This is a genomic window from Dyadobacter diqingensis (genome assembly GCF_024220585.1).
GTDB lineage: Bacteria > Bacteroidota > Bacteroidia > Cytophagales > Spirosomataceae > Dyadobacter > Dyadobacter diqingensis.
Window position 1 is genome coordinate 216,000 of record NZ_JAMXKF010000006.1, and the last position, 14,924, is coordinate 230,923.

Genomic DNA, 14,924 nt, shown 5'->3' on the forward strand with positions numbered 1-14,924 from the left:
TTAACTGAACATTATAAACAACTATGCCACCTCCGATCTTAAATAAAGTGTAGAAACTGGGATAATGGAATACTATGATAAGCGCACAGAAAATAGTGGTTTCATAATCCGTCTCCTTTTTCCGGGGCTTGTCTTTACAATCGGTTTGGAATACTCAAACGGATTGGTATCCTCTACAAACTTCTCAAACTGATTTTCGGTATCGTGGTTTGTTCTTACAGGCTTTTTCATCTTTACAATATTAAAATATTCATTTTGTAACCTTAAAAACCCATGCCAGAAATCAAAAATTATTACATTGCATGATCTGATTTTATAGCAATCACCAATTTCAAAGTTCAGGACCGGCGCCTCAAACGTTGGATATATTATTGGGAAACTGAACATTGCAAAAGATTTCACTACGCGCTTTTATGGACCAGGACATAAGAATTTATCTTACTGACGATGATGAAGATGACAGATTCTTTCTGAGAGAAGCGTTTGAAAGTCTTGTTCCTTCAGCAAAAATTGTGGAAGCTTCGGATGGTCTCGAGTTGATTGAGCAACTTAACAACCGGGTCGATCAGAAGTGCTTTTCATTGATTTTTCTGGATATGAACATGCCCCGTCTCAATGGTTTGGAAGCCCTTCGCCAAATTAAGGAAAGGCCGGATTCAAAGGGAATTCCGGTATTTATGCTGTCAACCTCCATAGATTCTCAACTAATTAACTCGGCTTACGAACTGGGTGTTAACTCATTTATTACCAAACCTTCGAGAATTTCGGAATATGAAAGAATTGTAAACGGTATTAAACTTTGCTTTATCGACCACTTACTTGTGTTCAGATAACTTCCGTTCCTTCTCAAAAATACTCTTGCCCTCTTTTAATTTACGGCATTCGCGATACACGCGCTAACATCGTCACGTTGGAAATTTCAGTTGCTTTTCATCTCAGCGCAAAAGGTTGATTTCACAAGACGGTAGTAATCTCCGTTTGCACAAGATCAAAGCCTCTGCAAGAATAACTTAGGAACGGTTTTATTACTGTAATTACATCAACTAACTATCAATATCATGCATCACAATGACACAGTAAATCCAGCATCTGCCAGCATTCCGGTTAGCGAAAATCAGGAAACGATGGTATCTGATCAGTCAACAGAAGTTATCGCTGAAAAAATAAAAAAGGCTGCCGAAGAAGCCCAAGCTGCCGCTGATGAAATTAGAAAATTCCTAAATAGAAAATAGCAGCACGAACAGATGTAAGTTTCGTTGATACGACACATATTCCCCGCCCGCCCCGCTAATCATGGGCGTGTAAAAGACCTTGTTTTGACCATTTTCAAGAGTTGTGAATAAGCGTACTGTTAAGATCCGGAAACTACCCTTCGTCTAAAAGCTGATAAAAGCTTTCAACATAATTTTCGTAGGCTATAAAAACATCAGGTTTGATCAGAAAGGCAAATGCACCCAATCCCAGGCATTTTTCCCGAATCGATGTTACTGAGGAAGTTGAAGTAATCACCACCTTGATACCTGGAAACTTACTTGTTACTTCAGATATAACATCGTAACCATTTTTTCCTGGCATGTTAAGATCTGACAGAATCAACTCTGGCATTACCTGTGGCCCTGCCGACAACCAATCAAGTAGCTGATTCCCATTGCCAAACTCGCCCACGATCTCAAAGCCTGCGAAAGCACTAAAAGCATCGACCATAAAGAAGCGTTCATCTTCGTCATTTTCAACGATAGCAAGCTTATACTTTTTCATCACGATCTTTGTTTAAGCGCTAATTCCGGGGTAAGATAATAAAAAAAGTCGTTCCTTTCCCTGGCACCGATTCTGCCCATATTTCTCCCTTATGCCTTTCTACAACCTTTTTACAAATTGCCAGCCCAACGCCAGTCCCAGGGTACTGCTGTGACAAATTCAGCCTTCTGAAAACCTCAAAAATCTTTTCGAGATCCTGCGCATCGATACCTATTCCGTTATCAGTAATAATAAATTTCACCCGATCATGTTCGTTGCAGCACGAAATGGTTACGTCAGGAGATTCTTCGCCGGTGAATTTCAGAGCGTTTGCCACTATATTCTGAAACAACTGAAGCAACTGAACCCGGTCTCCGGGCAATACATCTACCTGGTTATCAATAACTATATTGGCATTAGATTTCTCAATTGCTGCACTCAGGTTCTGTACGACCTCCTGAAGGAGATTCTCAACCCCGACATCTTCCTTTAACAAAGGAGATCTGCTGATTTGCGAATAATACAGCAAATTGTCAATAAGATCCTGCATTCTCTGGCTTGCATGAATGCTCTTTCCGATATACCCTCTTATATTCTGATACTGGCCCTGATCCAGGGTTTTCTCCATCAGCAAAAGAAAACTTTTAACTGTCCTGACCGGCTCCTTGAGGTCATGAGAAACAATGGCAGTAAACTGTTCCAGCTCCTTATTGGCTTCCATTAGCTCAGCGTTGGTGACAGAGAGTTCAGCTACCAGCTGACGGTAGCTTTCATAACTTTCGCGCAAAGCCTGCTCATTTTTTTTCCTTTCGGTCAGATCACGTGTGACTTTCGAAAACCCCACCAACCCGTTTTCAATATTGTATACTGGCGTAATAACAACATTAGCCCAAAAACGGCTGCCATCCTTCCTTATTCTCCACCCCTCCTCTTCGTATTTACCTTCCATTTTCGCGATCCGAAGTTCCATTGCCGGCTTGTCATTCAAAATATCTTCCTCAGGATAAAAAATAGAAAAATACTTACCAATAACATCCTCGGATGTATAACCCTTGATTCTTTTGGCGCCTTCATTCCAGCTAATGATTCGGCCCTTTTCATCAAGCATGAAAATCCCATAATCGGCAACCTGTTCGACCAGAGACCGATACCGCGCCTCACTTTGACGCAATGTTTCTCCATTTTTTATACGCTCGGTAAGATCACGAACAATTTTCGAAAACCCAACAAGGTTATTTCTATCGTTCAACAGCGCCGTAATAACCACACTCGCCCAAAACACAGATCCGCCTTTCCGGACCCGCCAGCCTTCTTCACGGTAACTGCCGGTGGTACTGGCTATCTGAAACTACTATCATTGTTCTGCGGCCTGCAAGGTGAGGTTTAAGGCCCAATTAGCAAACGAAAGATTACTTCATGACTTACGAGAATTGATACCGAAACCCGGAAGGATAGAAATATTCACCCAAGCCATCACTGATGACTTCAAGCAAAAAGTGAAACATCAGGAAACCGACCGTAAGCAGATACTGTCTGAACTGGATAGTATTAGTATCCGCATGCAAAAGGCGAGGATCATGAAGGTAGACGGTGATTTGGAAGAATCCGACTTTAAGATGATAAAGGAGGAGTCAGCCACCAAAACTGAGGAGCTGGAAAAGCAATTAAACAGCCTTCAAGGCAGGGATAAAGAAATCGGTGTTCTTCTAGAAAAGGCCTTAAAAAACCTTTCAGGCCTTGATTTACTCTACGAAAACGGCACTATCGAGGAAAAGAGGAAAATACTCGGTTCGATCTTCCCGGAAAAACTCACTTTTGATGGTGTGCAACATCGAACCACTAGAATTAATGAAGTGCTCAATCTTATGGATCAAGCTGAAAAGTTGGGGGAAGTTAAATAATGATTTGCTTTGCATCCTGAACTAATATTGATTGCATTGAAGGACTCTTACCAAGCTCTTGTCAGTTTATTGTTGCCTGAAGGCATCCTCGAATATTTTGAATTAGCCAAAGTCGTTGAAGCCATCCCAGGCTTGAATATCTATTTAGAGGAGAAGAATATCACTCCTGAAAAATATAAAGATGAACAATTAGAGTCTAAAGGCTTTCTACCGGAGATATATGTTCAGGATTTTCCCATTCGCAATCAGAAAGTTACACTCTGTATCAAACGGCGGCGTTGGGAAGTCAAGGATAGCGGTGAAATTGTAAGTAGGGACTGGAAAGTTGTACAGCAGGGAACTCGAATAACCAAAGAGTTTGCTGATTTTTTAAAACCGGGCCGCCGGGCGGACCTGTATCGATAATAATCCAATCAGTTGTTTTCAACTTGGCAAATACTTCCATCTTGATGGTAAACAGTTGCAGCAACAGTACAAAGACTACATTAGGATTCACTATCGTTGGGAAGCACTTGATCAAGAAAATGAAGCAATTAGGGGTGCGAAAGATGCCGGTGTCGCCTACCAGCCAGAAGTTCTCGAAAACGGAGATACCCTAAAACAACTGCTGGCTAGAAGCCGGTATCTGCTTTTTAAACACAGGGACAAATGGACTGCTTCGCAAGTCCGCCGCTCGACTTTATTATTTGAGCGTTATCCTTTGATTAAGAAAGCATATACCATATCGTTGGATTTGGGGATTATATTCCGGACTTGCACTTCCAAAGAAGTAGCCTTTAAAAAGCTGGCACTATGGCACAATATGGTGGAAGACTGTGGAATAGATTCGTTTAAAACCGTCGCTAGATCCATTCAAGCCCATTATTTGGGCATCCTGAATTTTTTCAACAACAGAAGCACCAACGCTTCGGCTGAATCATTTAACGCGAAAATCAAGGCGTTTCGCTCAACATCCAGAGGTGTCAGGGATGTGTCATTCTTCCTTTTCAGACTAGCTAAACTCTATGCATAGAATTTCTTCATTTCTTCCCCCAACAATTCAGCTTGATCCAATCTTATCTATCAGAAAAACAGCGAGTTAAATGGAAATAAAAATGGGACAAATCTGATATTTTCAGATTTGTCCCATCAGGTGATCCCGCTGGGATTCGAACCCAGGACCCATACATTAAAAGTGTATTGCTCTACCAGCTGAGCTACGGAATCATTTCGGCTGTTGTTGTCGACAATTCCGTTAATTGCCTTAAAAATAGTATAAGCTAACTGCCAGAGGCTTTCTATTTTTGCTATCCCGAGGGATATTTTATCAAACTAAACTTTACTTTTCAGTGGTCAATTACCGTGATAACAACCTTCTAGAATGATCAATTTCGTTTCGTCGTCTTACCGTGTCCCTCAATTGTGATGCAAAAGTATAAAATTAGATTTACGTTCCAAATTTATTGCAACACAAATTTTAAACTTTATTTTCTATCAGTTACTAACTTTCTATTTAAGAGAAGATTGAGCCCACGAAAAAAATTAAAATATTTTTTGATGATGTCTGTTACCTTCCAAAAAAATAACAAAAGTGCCTCAATTATCATCCTGGGATTTATTCCCTGACCTGCTCCGGAGACTTTACAACTACAATAGTCAGGACCGTCGCACCCAATAATGCAACAGACATCAGAATGTAGGACGCTTCGAACCCGCCTGTACTTCCATTCAGATAACCCACCAGATAAGATCCAATAAAAGAACCCAACGCTCCAATGCTGTTGATCAGACCAAGCGCACCTCCCACTACATTTTTTGGCAAAATCTCCGTTATGACTGCGAAAAACGGACCATAAGGCGTATAAAGCGCTCCGCCTGCAACGACGAGCAACATAAATGAAATCCAAAAATGCGAGGTCCCAAGCAAATAGGCTGCAAAAAATGCAATGGATGCAACCAAAAGAAACGGCCAGATGAAAATCTTCCTGTTTAAACTCCGGTCAGAAAAATAAGATGCCGAAAGCATTCCGACAATCGCCAAAATATATGGTACCGATGAAAGCCAGCCTGTTCTCACAATATCCATGTCGGGCGCGGCTTTTATAATCGAGGGAAGCCACATCACAAAACCATAAACACCCAGGCTCCACAGCAAATACTGAAAACACAACAGGATCACAGCACGGGATTTAAAGGCTTCCGCATAATTTTTAACAGGTTTTATCCCAACTTGCTCAGCCTGCAAACGCTGCTCAACAGCTTCTTTTTCTTCCGTTAGCAGCCAGTCAGCATCGCCTGGTTTTTCGTCAATCATTTTCCACCAAATAAATGCCCAGACTACCCCGGGAGCTCCCTGAAGAATAAACATCCATCGCCAGCCCATCGAATCGATCAGATAACCTGATAATACCGACATCCAGAGAACTGTGACAGGATTGCCCAATATCAAAAACGTATTGGCCCTGGAACGCTCTTTCCTCGTAAACCATTGACTTAACAAAATGAGCATCGAAGGCATCACGGCGCTCTCCACCACGCCAAGCATAAACCGGATCACGATCAGCGAGGTCACGTTACTGACCATACCGGTGGCCGCAGCAAGTGCTCCCCACAAGATTAACGATATAAAAATCAGCTTTTTTGCACTTTTATGAGAAGCATAATGCGCACCCGGAATCTGAAAAAAGAAATATCCGAGAAAAAACAGCGACCCAAGCAGAGAAGAAGTACTTTTTGTTATATCCAGATCCTCTGCCATTCCGCCGGCCACGGCAAAACCGAAATTGGCGCGATCGAGATAGGCCAGGCTATACGTAATAAAAACAATCGGTATGATACGGTACCACCGGGCGGGCGCCAGCTGTTCTTTCATAGAATATTTAAATCAAATCAATCTATCTTCTTACAAAGACAACACCATTGCCGTATTACCCCCTACCCAACCGAAATAACATCCGACTGTATTAAAAATTGAGCTTTTCAACAAATAAATCTGAGCCTTTCAACAAAATTATTCTTTCGCGCTCCCGATACCTTTGTGATACATTAAAACAAACAGAAAATGGCAAAAGTATGGTTTATTACAGGTAGCTCCCGTGGACTGGGACGCAGCCTCGCAGAAGCAGTTTTGGCAAATGGCGATCAGGTAGCAGCAACAGCCCGGAATACAAAACAACTTGATGACCTGATCGAAAAATACCCCGGTCAGATACACGCGATTGAATTGGATGTTACCAACTATCTACAAATAAATGAAGCGGTTAAAGAAGCCATCTCACATTTTGGCAGAATCGATGTTCTTGTAAACAACGCTGGTTTTGGAATCATTGGCGCTGCCGAGGCATACTCGGACGAACAGGTCAGAAATCAGCTTGAAACAAACTTATATGCCCCGATTGCGCTTTCCCGCGCCGTTTTACCTTACATTAGAAAACAGCGCTCAGGTCACATACTTCAGATCAGTTCGGCTGGTGGCCGGAGCGGAAATCCAGGTTTGGCCATGTACAGCGCGGCAAAATTCGGACTAGGCGGTTTCAGCGAAGCCCTGGCAAAAGAAGTTGCTCCGCTTGGGATCCGGGTGACAAGCATAGAGCCGGGCGGATTTCGTACGGACTGGGGGGCAGCGTCAATGACCTATGCCGAATCCGTTGAAGGTTATGAGACAACGGTCGACTGGATGACCGAATTTTTCCAAAAAAATTACGTCGCTATGGGAGATCCGGAAAAGGCTGCCAAAGTTATGATCGATGTGGTTGGAAATGAGGAACCGCCAGTTCATCTTGTACTTGGCAGTGAAGCCGTCGGAATTGTAAAACAGACAGATGCTTCGCGGCAGGCAGAATTTGAAAAATGGATCCCGGTCAGTATTTCGACGGATCACGATGATGCTGTTAATTTCCTTGAAACCGACGAAGGCAAGATCCTCACAAATATGAAAATCAATTAAGCAGTCCCAATATTGGAATTATAACATTTCATTGGCAGATTACTGAAAATCCGTAGTAATCTGCCTCTTTTTGTTCCGAATAAAATGTTTCGTCCAAAGTTTTACAGGTACTTCGTGTACAGATTAAACAAAACAGACTTATCCCATTCCGTAAGTGTGGGCGTAATGTCTGTTTGGATAAAATGGCGTTTGAAGGCCACAACCGCTGCATCGATATTCCGGACATCATAACCGATAATTCTTAATGCAATCACCGGATCAAAAGTGATCGGTGGAGTCTCCAAAACCTCGTCATACCACCAACCAAACCCCTTTTCGGCCATAACTTTCCAGGGAAAATTGTTGGGATCAGGCTTACGGGTCGGCGCAATATCTGCATGCCCGATAAAATTAGCCGTTGGAATATTATACCTTTTTTTCAGCGTCGCCAAAATCGCACTAAGACTTTGAATTTGCTGATCCGGATAGGGCTCATTGCCATTATTATCCAGCTCGATCCCGATCGACGAAGAATTCAGATCCGAATTGTTACCCCATCTGGACTCTCCGGCGTGTTGCGCCCGTAGGTAATCGTTCACCATCTGATAAACTTTCCCGTCCCGGCCCACCACATAATGCGCGCTCACCTGTGTCCGCGGTGTCGTAAACGTCATAAGCGTTTGCGCAGTAGAATCCTGAGCCGTGTGATGAATAATAACAAAGTTGGGCCGACGAATACCCATATTAACCGTTCCCACCCAAAACTGCTGCCCCTGCTGCAAGGAGTCGATACCCTGATTTACGGGAGGCGCAGCTTTTATGATCTCCGCATAACTCTTTGCCAGGTTCCTGTATACTTTGTCGGTCTTCGCATACCGGGATGTCTGGCAGCCTGCCACAAACGTTAAAACCAAAACAACAGTAAATAATCTCGCAACGAAGGATAACATCGGCATATTTTGTAAAAACAAGGCTATGGAATTATGTCACTTATGATCACATTTTTTTGAAACTATCGGGTGTCAAAAAAATCTATTGGAAGCACTTCAACGACAGTTGGATACAAAAAAAGAATTCCGGAAGCCCGGAATTCTTATAAGTCTTACCCTCCTCTACACATAATTAATGTGCATGGGAGCAAATTTATAATAAAGATGTGTTTTTGCAAACAATTTCTTATTAAGTGTAGTAAAAGTGTACGTTAACGCCGGGCTAAAATCCACAATTTGCTCATTCGAGGCATTTATGGAAGGATATTAATAAAATACCACTAACAATAGACCTTATCACGAATTATTTTGCAAGCCAGTTTTGCAGTCGGCTATCAGCAATCGTCGGGGCCGGCCCCGGCAATCGTCTAAAATTTTGTTCCTGGCATTAATCTGAAAGCTGACTGCCGATTGTCGAAAGCATTCTAAGGAATTCGTGATCATGTCTGATGCTCCTATATGATTGTTTCGATACGAAACATTGCCGATTTGATAGTCAACGCCAATTTTTCGTCACCATGAGGATCCTTGATTTTCCATTCCCTGGACGGGAGGTAACCGTCCAGCTCATCGGCAAGGGAAGACAAGATATTATAAATGACTTCATCAGATATTATGTTTTCCACCCAGATCTTGTTTTGAAAAATACGGATCAGAATATCTTTTTTAAAGAAAGCCCTTTCTTCCATAATCCTGTTGAGCAGGGAAATCACTTCAACCGCCGGCTCAACACAAATATCATATTCCATTGTTCTTAAAATAGGAGTTTCGAAAATTCTCTGTCACTTCTTCCCCTCGTGAACAATCATAAACAGTTGTTGTTCATCGTCATCGCAACAAATATCTATGCTGACGATAACATTATTAAATTCTGTTATCGAACGGTTCTGAGAATTATTTTTCGGATCGTATCGTAAGATTTTGATTTGATCAATTGTCTTTAAGCCACTTAGCGTTTCACTGGCGGGCTTGTCAGTTCCGGCGACAATATGCCCATTTGCTCGAAAAAACTCAGGCGATCAAATAACATCCAGTTTTTAACAACTTTTTCGTCTTCGAAATCAAATATTACCACGGCCGTATGTTTGATCAATTGATTACTCGGGGGAAATCCGTTAAATGATCCGGTATTCGTGCCCTCCCAAAACCATTTGACCACAACTTTGTCTCCTTCCGCGATCAAATTCTCAATCGTCCATTGAATATCCGGGAATGCCTGGGTCATCGAATTTGCTGCCCGCTCAAAACCAGCAGGGCCTTTATCCCCCTGTACGTTTACATACTCTTCGGAAAAAATCTGATCAAGTAAATCCAGCCTCCTCTTGTTAAGGATGTCGACGTACAATCTGCGGATCGTTTCTTTATTTCTTTCTAATTTCTGACTTGTTTCCATTTTTCACTGCTTTGTTTAAGTTGGCTATCTAAATGATTTAATCAGGCCGAATACAGCTTCATTTCCTGAGTTTTCCTGATACAAAATTCAGGATTACCGAAACCCGGTCATTGTAAAAAATCATTGATTTACCACAAAGGCGAAGATTTGAAAAAGTCCTTTGGTGTTTGTCCTGTAAATAATTTGAAGTCTTTATTAAAGTGAGGCTGATCGAAATATCCGGCGTTGAAGGCCAAATCCGCCAGGACATGATTTTGCCGTCCGTCACTGATGATGGATTTCATACGAACAATATTTGAAAATTGTTTCGGTGAAGTTCCCACGATTTTCCGGAAGCGTTTTTCAAAAGCATCCTGACTGATATACAATGAATCAGCCAATTCTTTTATCCTGAGTAATCCCCTTGAAGCATGAATTTTTTCAAGTGCGGCCAGAATTAATTTGTCGGGATCGTAGTTACCAAGCCTGGATAACAGAAATTCCTCCACCAAACGAATTCTATCACCATTGTCCGTCGCTTCGCATAACCGTTCTTCGATTCCAGAAAGATTTTTATAACCATTCAAATCGCCGAGTGGTATATTTTCCTCAAACAATTCGTGCAAAGGTTCTTTGAAAAACGCCGCCGCACCAGTTTCATTAAAAAGAACGAGAACATTTCCCGAGTTACCGGAATAATTAACCTGCTTGCCACTCCTGCGTAAACCTGTGACTACAAAGGATGGTAATTCTTCGTCAAGGCTATTAACGAGTTGCTTAACCATGCCTTTAAAACGAAAAACCATCACGAGCGAAGTGTCGGGCAGCACCCTGTTTTCCAGACCATCCTGACTTTCAATAACCAGATAAGCCTTTATAAAAGGACTTAACTTTTTTGCCGGCATGTGATAGTCAATAGTCATTTACCGCATTTACAGTTCGTAAAATCTAACCAGAGTACAAAATTAACTTTATCCAGGTTCCCAAAGGAGCCTGGATAAAAGTGGCACTATCGCTTCACATAAGTTTCAACTATTTCTCTGTCAATATTCAGACTATCAATTTTTTCGACACCACTCTGGATCAGCGTATCGTTTTTCAAATGAAGTTTAAACTTGAAATCCTGATTTTCCCAGCCTCTGTAATTGCAGAATTCAAGATGCTCCGCATAATCGTCACCTTTTAAGGTATACGTTCCTGCACCTGATTCAAACACAGCCGTGTCGCCAGTACCCTTGTGGATATCATGTTTGAAAAAGGCAAAACTTTCTGTACTGAAAATCTTAACCATCTTCTGATCCTTCACGGGAAAAGTTACCTCTGTGTCTCCTTTGGTAATAATCTTGGCCGATACGAGTTCCCAGGTTCCCACGATAGATGGTTCTGTCGTTTCAATTGTGGTGTTTTTGTTCGCATTACAGCCCGCGAGTGTGATCAACAAGGCTGTCGAAAGTAGTTTTAAATTCATGAAATCAGGTTGGTTTAGGGATCTTTTGTTAATAAACTGAAAGCAACAGTTGCCCGCAAACATTACTTATCAAGCTTTAAATCAATACGCTGGTTTGCCGACAAAGCAAAGATAGGTTAGTTGTTTCAAACAAAAAACAGGAATAATTCCTTCTGCTCCAATCAGATGACAGCCATTTTACATCCGTGCCGAAGACCAGTACACAACAAGATAATCGAACGATAGAATGTCTGTCCAGCCCCCTGCACCGAAATATTTTAAGATAGGAATCCGAGGAAGTCACCATGTTTTCCGGTTACTTCGCGGTAACAATCTTTACCATGGAAAAAACACGCATTCCGTCACAGCCCCTTAAAAAAATTGCACTGAGCTGTTCTGGCGGCGGCTATCGCGCCACCTCTTTTCATCTGGGCACGATGTCCTATCTCAACAAACTGCAATTTCAGGGAAAACCTTTACTCGAAAATGTGGAAATGCTTTCGACCGTTTCTGGTGGAACAATCACCGGTGTTGTGTATGCGTTATTAAAAAAGGATAAACGGAATTTCGGAGAAATATTCAATTTCCTGTTAGATAAACTTGAAACGCTGGACCTGGTAAAAACCGGTATCGAGAAATTAAACCCGGATCAGGACCTTAAAAATCCGGACAAAACTAAAAACCTGATCAACGCTTTTGCAGAAGAGTATGATGCGCATTTTACGAACGGAAAAGTGATGCAGGATCTCGCCGGCATTGGATCCTCGCATTTAAAAGAAGTTGTTTTTAATAGTACAGAGTTTAAAAACGCGATCAATTTTCGGTTCAAAAATCCGGACACATCGGGATATGCCGGTAATTTCCGGGCAAGAATTTCTAAAAAACAATTGCAGGAGATAAAACTTTCTGACGTAATGGCGGCTTCCAGCTGCTTTCCAGCTGGCTTCGAACCTATGCTTTGGCCCGACGATTTTGTGCATGAAGATGCAGTAAATCTTAAAATACTTAAAGATAAAAATAACGCTCAAGCCATAAGCCCCATAGGCATAATGGACGGAGGAATCTATGACAACCAGGGAATTGAAAGCATTCTCAACTATCAAAAAGACAACGAATTACCTTATTTCGATCTGGTAATAATCTCAGACGTCGCATCGCCTTCGATCAAAGCCTACAAACCCCTCGAAAAAAAGGACAAAACCGGATTCAGGCAATTTACTCTAAAAGGACTTCGGGAGAAATTCGCCGCGATCTGCAAAAGGATAAATTATATATTCTCGGGCTTGCTGCTTTTTCTGCTATTGCTCCCATTTTCATGGAGCTATTCAAATAATATCGGAACGGGTTTCTGTTTGGGGCTATCTGTTATGGTGTTGCTGTTAATCCTTTCAAAATTCCTATTGTTAAGGCAAATCAAAAAAACGGAATCTTATCTGACCGGCAAGATCACCGAGGTTATACCTCCGTTTTATCAGGAAAAAATAAAGGCTTTAAAAATAGAAGAGTTGTCGGTTCACCGCCTCGAACCGCTGCTCATAAACCGTCTGAGGTCGTTGGGGACATTGCTGCTGAATGTGTTTCTGAAAGTTGTCAGAAGTCTTAATTACAACAGATTATACGACGACAACCGATATGAATACCGACGCATATCAACTTTAATCAAAGATCTGACCCGGAAAGATTTACGAAAGAAAGAGACCAAAACAGATGAAAACCAACCCCGGCAGGCGACTGTAAACCCCGGTTTTCTTTCAGGAAACTATGATTCCGTTGTAGGGAAAAACATCGAGAAAGTTGTTGATGAAGCATCCGGTTTCGGCACGACATTATGGTTTACAGATCAGCAAAAAGTCGGCAAATTACTGGAAAAACTTGTGGCTGCCGGTCAGTTGACAATGTGTTATAATATGATCCGGTATCTTGAAAAACTAATATTCACACCGGAAAACGGGTTTTCGGATCTTACCATAGACGTGCAAACTGATATCAGGAAGTTATACAAAGATTGTAAGGAAGACTGGCTGCATTTTAAACAAGACCCGGCTTTTCTTTACAATCAAGGCAGACGAAACCAACATTAAAATTTTATCCGCGGGCATCATCTGTGTCCAGGCTAATGCCCGCGGATATTTTTCAAACCGTCATTTTTACCTGCGGTTTGATGTTTTGATTTACCCGGAACAAATTATCCGGATCATATTTTCCTTTGATCTCAACCAACCGCTGGTAGTTTTTCCCGTAGGTCGACTTAATACGATCCTCCCCTTCCTCCATCATGAAATTAATATAGGAACCGCCTTCGGTAAACGGATGAAGTTCGGTCCAGTAATCCCTTGAAAAGTTGACGATCCGGTCTTTGTTATTCGCATCCGGGTCAACGCCCGCGATCACCATTGCCCAGGTAGCGTCCCTGTAATTCCAGGCGGTCTCATCTTTCCCAACCCTTGAAGCTGCGCCATTGATCGGATAAAGGTGCATTCCCGAGAAGAAGTTAGGAATTTTCCAGGCATGTTTGATGTGGATATCAATAACCTCCTCTGTAAGCGTTTTCACAAAATCTCCCTTCCAGTACCATTGATAACCCGGCAGAAAAAGCCCGTCGAACAACGTTTGTATCGCAGGGACAGGCAAAGGCCCAACCAGGTCAATCGCCGGTTTTTTATCGCGTCTGAACTCCTGAAAAAATGCCTCGGCTTTTTCCGGATCACCGGCATGACACCATACAATTCCACACATCGTTTCCAAATGAAACTCCTCAGGAAACATATTGGGGTCCGGAGGTATTTGATGAAACGCGAAAAAACCGCTGATCTCGTCTGGCGCCTGTTTGATAAAGGTCTGATACCATAACATCAGTTCTTTGGCCTCGCTCATATTCCAGAACATGGGGCCGCCGTACACCGTGCTGATGGGATGCGTCCTGAACAGGAATGAAACAACCACTCCAAAATTGCCGCCACCGCCCCTTATTGCCCAAAACAAATCTTCGTTCTCGGTAGCCGAAGCTTTCACCAACCGCCCGTCAGCCAGCACAATATTGGCTTCGAGCAGATTATCGATGGTCAGACCGCAGCGGCGCGTCAAATGGCCAAGTCCTCCGCCAAGCGTCAGACCGCCTATTCCTGTGGTTGAGTTAATGCCACTCGGAACCGCCATTCCAAATGCGTGGGTAGCCGTATCCAGATCGCCTAATGTGCAACCGCCCTCAACGAGAACCGTGCTGTTTTCAGGATTCACCGCAACATTTCTCATACCGGACATGTCGATCACCATGCCGCGATCGCACATGCCCAAACCGGCACCGTTATGCCCTCCCCCTTTGACAGCCAGCAGCAGTTTGTGTTCTCGCGCGTAGTTAACGGCCATGACCACGTCTTCGGCACTGTGGCACTGCACAATCAGATCAGGATGTTTATCGATCATGCCGTTATGAACTTTCCGGGCAGTTTCATACTCAGGTTCCTGAGCAGTAATAATTTTACCCCCGAAACGGGGATAGGTTTTGGCAAAGCTGTTTGTTTCCATAAATATGCAGAGTTCTGGGTTAATTGATAGGCACAACAAATCAGTTCAG

17 protein-coding genes and 1 tRNA gene are annotated in these 14,924 nt (G+C 42.5%); 7 read left to right on the forward strand and 11 right to left on the reverse strand.

Annotated elements, in window-relative coordinates; genetic code table 11:
- Positions 1-72: 72 nt before the first annotated feature.
- Positions 73-231, reverse strand: coding sequence for a hypothetical protein (locus M1L62_RS18005; protein WP_254561008.1), 159 nt, complete (start codon positions 229-231; stop codon positions 73-75).
- 182 nt (positions 232-413) lie between these two features.
- Here M1L62_RS18005 and M1L62_RS18010 point away from each other — a divergent pair, with 182 nt between their 5' ends.
- Together M1L62_RS18010 and M1L62_RS18015 are read left to right on the forward strand one after the other, a co-directional pair.
- Positions 414-833 carry a response regulator gene (locus M1L62_RS18010; protein WP_254561009.1) on the forward strand — a complete coding sequence of 140 codons (420 nt, stop codon included), beginning with the start codon at positions 414-416 and terminating at the stop codon, positions 831-833.
- 225 nt (positions 834-1,058) lie between these two features.
- Positions 1,059-1,232 carry a hypothetical protein gene (locus tag M1L62_RS18015; protein WP_254561010.1) on the forward strand — a complete coding sequence of 58 codons (174 nt, stop codon included), beginning with the start codon at positions 1,059-1,061 and terminating at the stop codon, positions 1,230-1,232.
- A gap of 133 nt (positions 1,233-1,365) precedes the next feature.
- Here M1L62_RS18015 and M1L62_RS18020 read toward each other — a convergent pair whose 3' ends face one another.
- Together M1L62_RS18020 and M1L62_RS29605 are read right to left on the reverse strand one after the other, a co-directional pair.
- Positions 1,366-1,758 (reverse strand): response regulator, encoded by a 393-nt coding sequence (locus M1L62_RS18020; RefSeq protein ID WP_254561011.1) that lies wholly within the window; start codon positions 1,756-1,758, stop codon positions 1,366-1,368.
- A 19-nt stretch (positions 1,759-1,777) separates the two neighbouring features.
- Positions 1,778-3,079: a sensor histidine kinase gene (locus tag M1L62_RS29605; protein ID WP_310589985.1), complete on the reverse strand. Its 1,302-nt coding sequence runs from the start codon at positions 3,077-3,079 to the stop codon at positions 1,778-1,780.
- 88 nt (positions 3,080-3,167) lie between these two features.
- Between M1L62_RS29605 and M1L62_RS18030 the strand changes: the two genes are divergently transcribed.
- The 3 genes from M1L62_RS18030 to M1L62_RS18040 are packed head-to-tail and all read left to right on the forward strand — an operon-like array spanning position 3,168 to position 4,650.
- A complete protein-coding gene (locus M1L62_RS18030; RefSeq protein ID WP_254561012.1) occupies positions 3,168-3,638 on the forward strand; it encodes a hypothetical protein in 471 nt (156 codons plus the stop codon).
- Between the two features lie 9 nt (positions 3,639-3,647).
- Entirely contained in the window at positions 3,648-4,043 is a 396-nt protein-coding gene (locus M1L62_RS18035; protein ID WP_254561013.1) for an ISAon1 family transposase N-terminal region protein, read from the forward strand.
- Positions 4,044-4,098: 55 nt separating this feature from the next.
- Positions 4,099-4,650, forward strand: coding sequence for an ISAon1 family transposase (locus tag M1L62_RS18040; RefSeq protein ID WP_254561014.1), 552 nt, complete (start codon positions 4,099-4,101; stop codon positions 4,648-4,650).
- A 121-nt stretch (positions 4,651-4,771) separates the two neighbouring features.
- On the opposite strand, the gene M1L62_RS18045 is transcribed toward M1L62_RS18040, so the two are convergent.
- Both M1L62_RS18045 and M1L62_RS18050 read right to left on the reverse strand, forming a co-directional pair.
- A tRNA-Lys gene (locus M1L62_RS18045) sits at positions 4,772-4,844 on the reverse strand.
- A 388-nt stretch (positions 4,845-5,232) separates the two neighbouring features.
- Complete coding sequence (locus tag M1L62_RS18050) at positions 5,233-6,489, reverse strand: MFS transporter (RefSeq protein WP_254561015.1); 1,257 nt, start codon at positions 6,487-6,489, stop codon at positions 5,233-5,235.
- A 189-nt stretch (positions 6,490-6,678) separates the two neighbouring features.
- Here M1L62_RS18050 and M1L62_RS18055 point away from each other — a divergent pair, with 189 nt between their 5' ends.
- The gene (locus M1L62_RS18055; protein ID WP_254561016.1) at positions 6,679-7,563 is read left to right on the forward strand and encodes an oxidoreductase; all 885 of its coding nucleotides are present in this window, start codon (positions 6,679-6,681) and stop codon (positions 7,561-7,563) included.
- Positions 7,564-7,664: 101 nt separating this feature from the next.
- Here M1L62_RS18055 and M1L62_RS18060 read toward each other — a convergent pair whose 3' ends face one another.
- The 5 genes from M1L62_RS18060 to M1L62_RS18080 all read right to left on the reverse strand — a co-directional run bounded on the left by M1L62_RS18060 (position 7,665) and on the right by M1L62_RS18080 (position 11,371).
- Positions 7,665-8,492: an N-acetylmuramoyl-L-alanine amidase gene (locus M1L62_RS18060; protein ID WP_254561017.1), complete on the reverse strand. Its 828-nt coding sequence runs from the start codon at positions 8,490-8,492 to the stop codon at positions 7,665-7,667.
- A gap of 494 nt (positions 8,493-8,986) precedes the next feature.
- Positions 8,987-9,280 (reverse strand): hypothetical protein, encoded by a 294-nt coding sequence (locus tag M1L62_RS18065; RefSeq protein ID WP_254561018.1) that lies wholly within the window; start codon positions 9,278-9,280, stop codon positions 8,987-8,989.
- 200 nt (positions 9,281-9,480) lie between these two features.
- Positions 9,481-9,924 (reverse strand): ester cyclase, encoded by a 444-nt coding sequence (locus M1L62_RS18070; RefSeq protein ID WP_254561019.1) that lies wholly within the window; start codon positions 9,922-9,924, stop codon positions 9,481-9,483.
- A gap of 128 nt (positions 9,925-10,052) precedes the next feature.
- Positions 10,053-10,826: a helix-turn-helix transcriptional regulator gene (locus tag M1L62_RS18075; RefSeq protein WP_254561020.1), complete on the reverse strand. Its 774-nt coding sequence runs from the start codon at positions 10,824-10,826 to the stop codon at positions 10,053-10,055.
- Between the two features lie 86 nt (positions 10,827-10,912).
- Positions 10,913-11,371 (reverse strand): lipocalin family protein, encoded by a 459-nt coding sequence (locus tag M1L62_RS18080; protein ID WP_254561021.1) that lies wholly within the window; start codon positions 11,369-11,371, stop codon positions 10,913-10,915.
- 320 nt (positions 11,372-11,691) lie between these two features.
- Between M1L62_RS18080 and M1L62_RS18085 the strand changes: the two genes are divergently transcribed.
- Positions 11,692-13,431 carry a patatin-like phospholipase family protein gene (locus M1L62_RS18085; RefSeq protein ID WP_254561022.1) on the forward strand — a complete coding sequence of 580 codons (1,740 nt, stop codon included), beginning with the start codon at positions 11,692-11,694 and terminating at the stop codon, positions 13,429-13,431.
- A 52-nt stretch (positions 13,432-13,483) separates the two neighbouring features.
- Here M1L62_RS18085 and M1L62_RS18090 read toward each other — a convergent pair whose 3' ends face one another.
- A complete protein-coding gene (locus M1L62_RS18090; protein WP_254561023.1) occupies positions 13,484-14,875 on the reverse strand; it encodes an FAD-binding oxidoreductase in 1,392 nt (463 codons plus the stop codon).
- Between the last annotated feature and the right edge of the window lie 49 nt (positions 14,876-14,924).

Coding starts and splice junctions, on each gene's coding strand:
- M1L62_RS18075 (WP_254561020.1), bottom strand. CDS start 10,826: ATGACTATTGACTATCACATGCCGGCAAAAAAGTTAAGTCCTTTTATA.
- M1L62_RS18060 (WP_254561017.1), bottom strand. CDS start 8,492: ATGTTATCCTTCGTTGCGAGATTATTTACTGTTGTTTTGGTTTTAACG.
- M1L62_RS18010 (WP_254561009.1), top strand. CDS start 414: ATGGACCAGGACATAAGAATTTATCTTACTGACGATGATGAAGATGAC.
- M1L62_RS18080 (WP_254561021.1), bottom strand. CDS start 11,371: ATGAATTTAAAACTACTTTCGACAGCCTTGTTGATCACACTCGCGGGC.
- M1L62_RS18065 (WP_254561018.1), bottom strand. CDS start 9,280: ATGGAATATGATATTTGTGTTGAGCCGGCGGTTGAAGTGATTTCCCTG.
- M1L62_RS18005 (WP_254561008.1), bottom strand. CDS start 231: ATGAAAAAGCCTGTAAGAACAAACCACGATACCGAAAATCAGTTTGAG.
- M1L62_RS18085 (WP_254561022.1), top strand. CDS start 11,692: ATGGAAAAAACACGCATTCCGTCACAGCCCCTTAAAAAAATTGCACTG.
- M1L62_RS18020 (WP_254561011.1), bottom strand. CDS start 1,758: ATGAAAAAGTATAAGCTTGCTATCGTTGAAAATGACGAAGATGAACGC.
- M1L62_RS18070 (WP_254561019.1), bottom strand. CDS start 9,924: ATGGAAACAAGTCAGAAATTAGAAAGAAATAAAGAAACGATCCGCAGA.
- M1L62_RS18055 (WP_254561016.1), top strand. CDS start 6,679: ATGGCAAAAGTATGGTTTATTACAGGTAGCTCCCGTGGACTGGGACGC.
- M1L62_RS18015 (WP_254561010.1), top strand. CDS start 1,059: ATGCATCACAATGACACAGTAAATCCAGCATCTGCCAGCATTCCGGTT.
- M1L62_RS18090 (WP_254561023.1), bottom strand. CDS start 14,875: ATGGAAACAAACAGCTTTGCCAAAACCTATCCCCGTTTCGGGGGTAAA.
- M1L62_RS18050 (WP_254561015.1), bottom strand. CDS start 6,489: ATGAAAGAACAGCTGGCGCCCGCCCGGTGGTACCGTATCATACCGATT.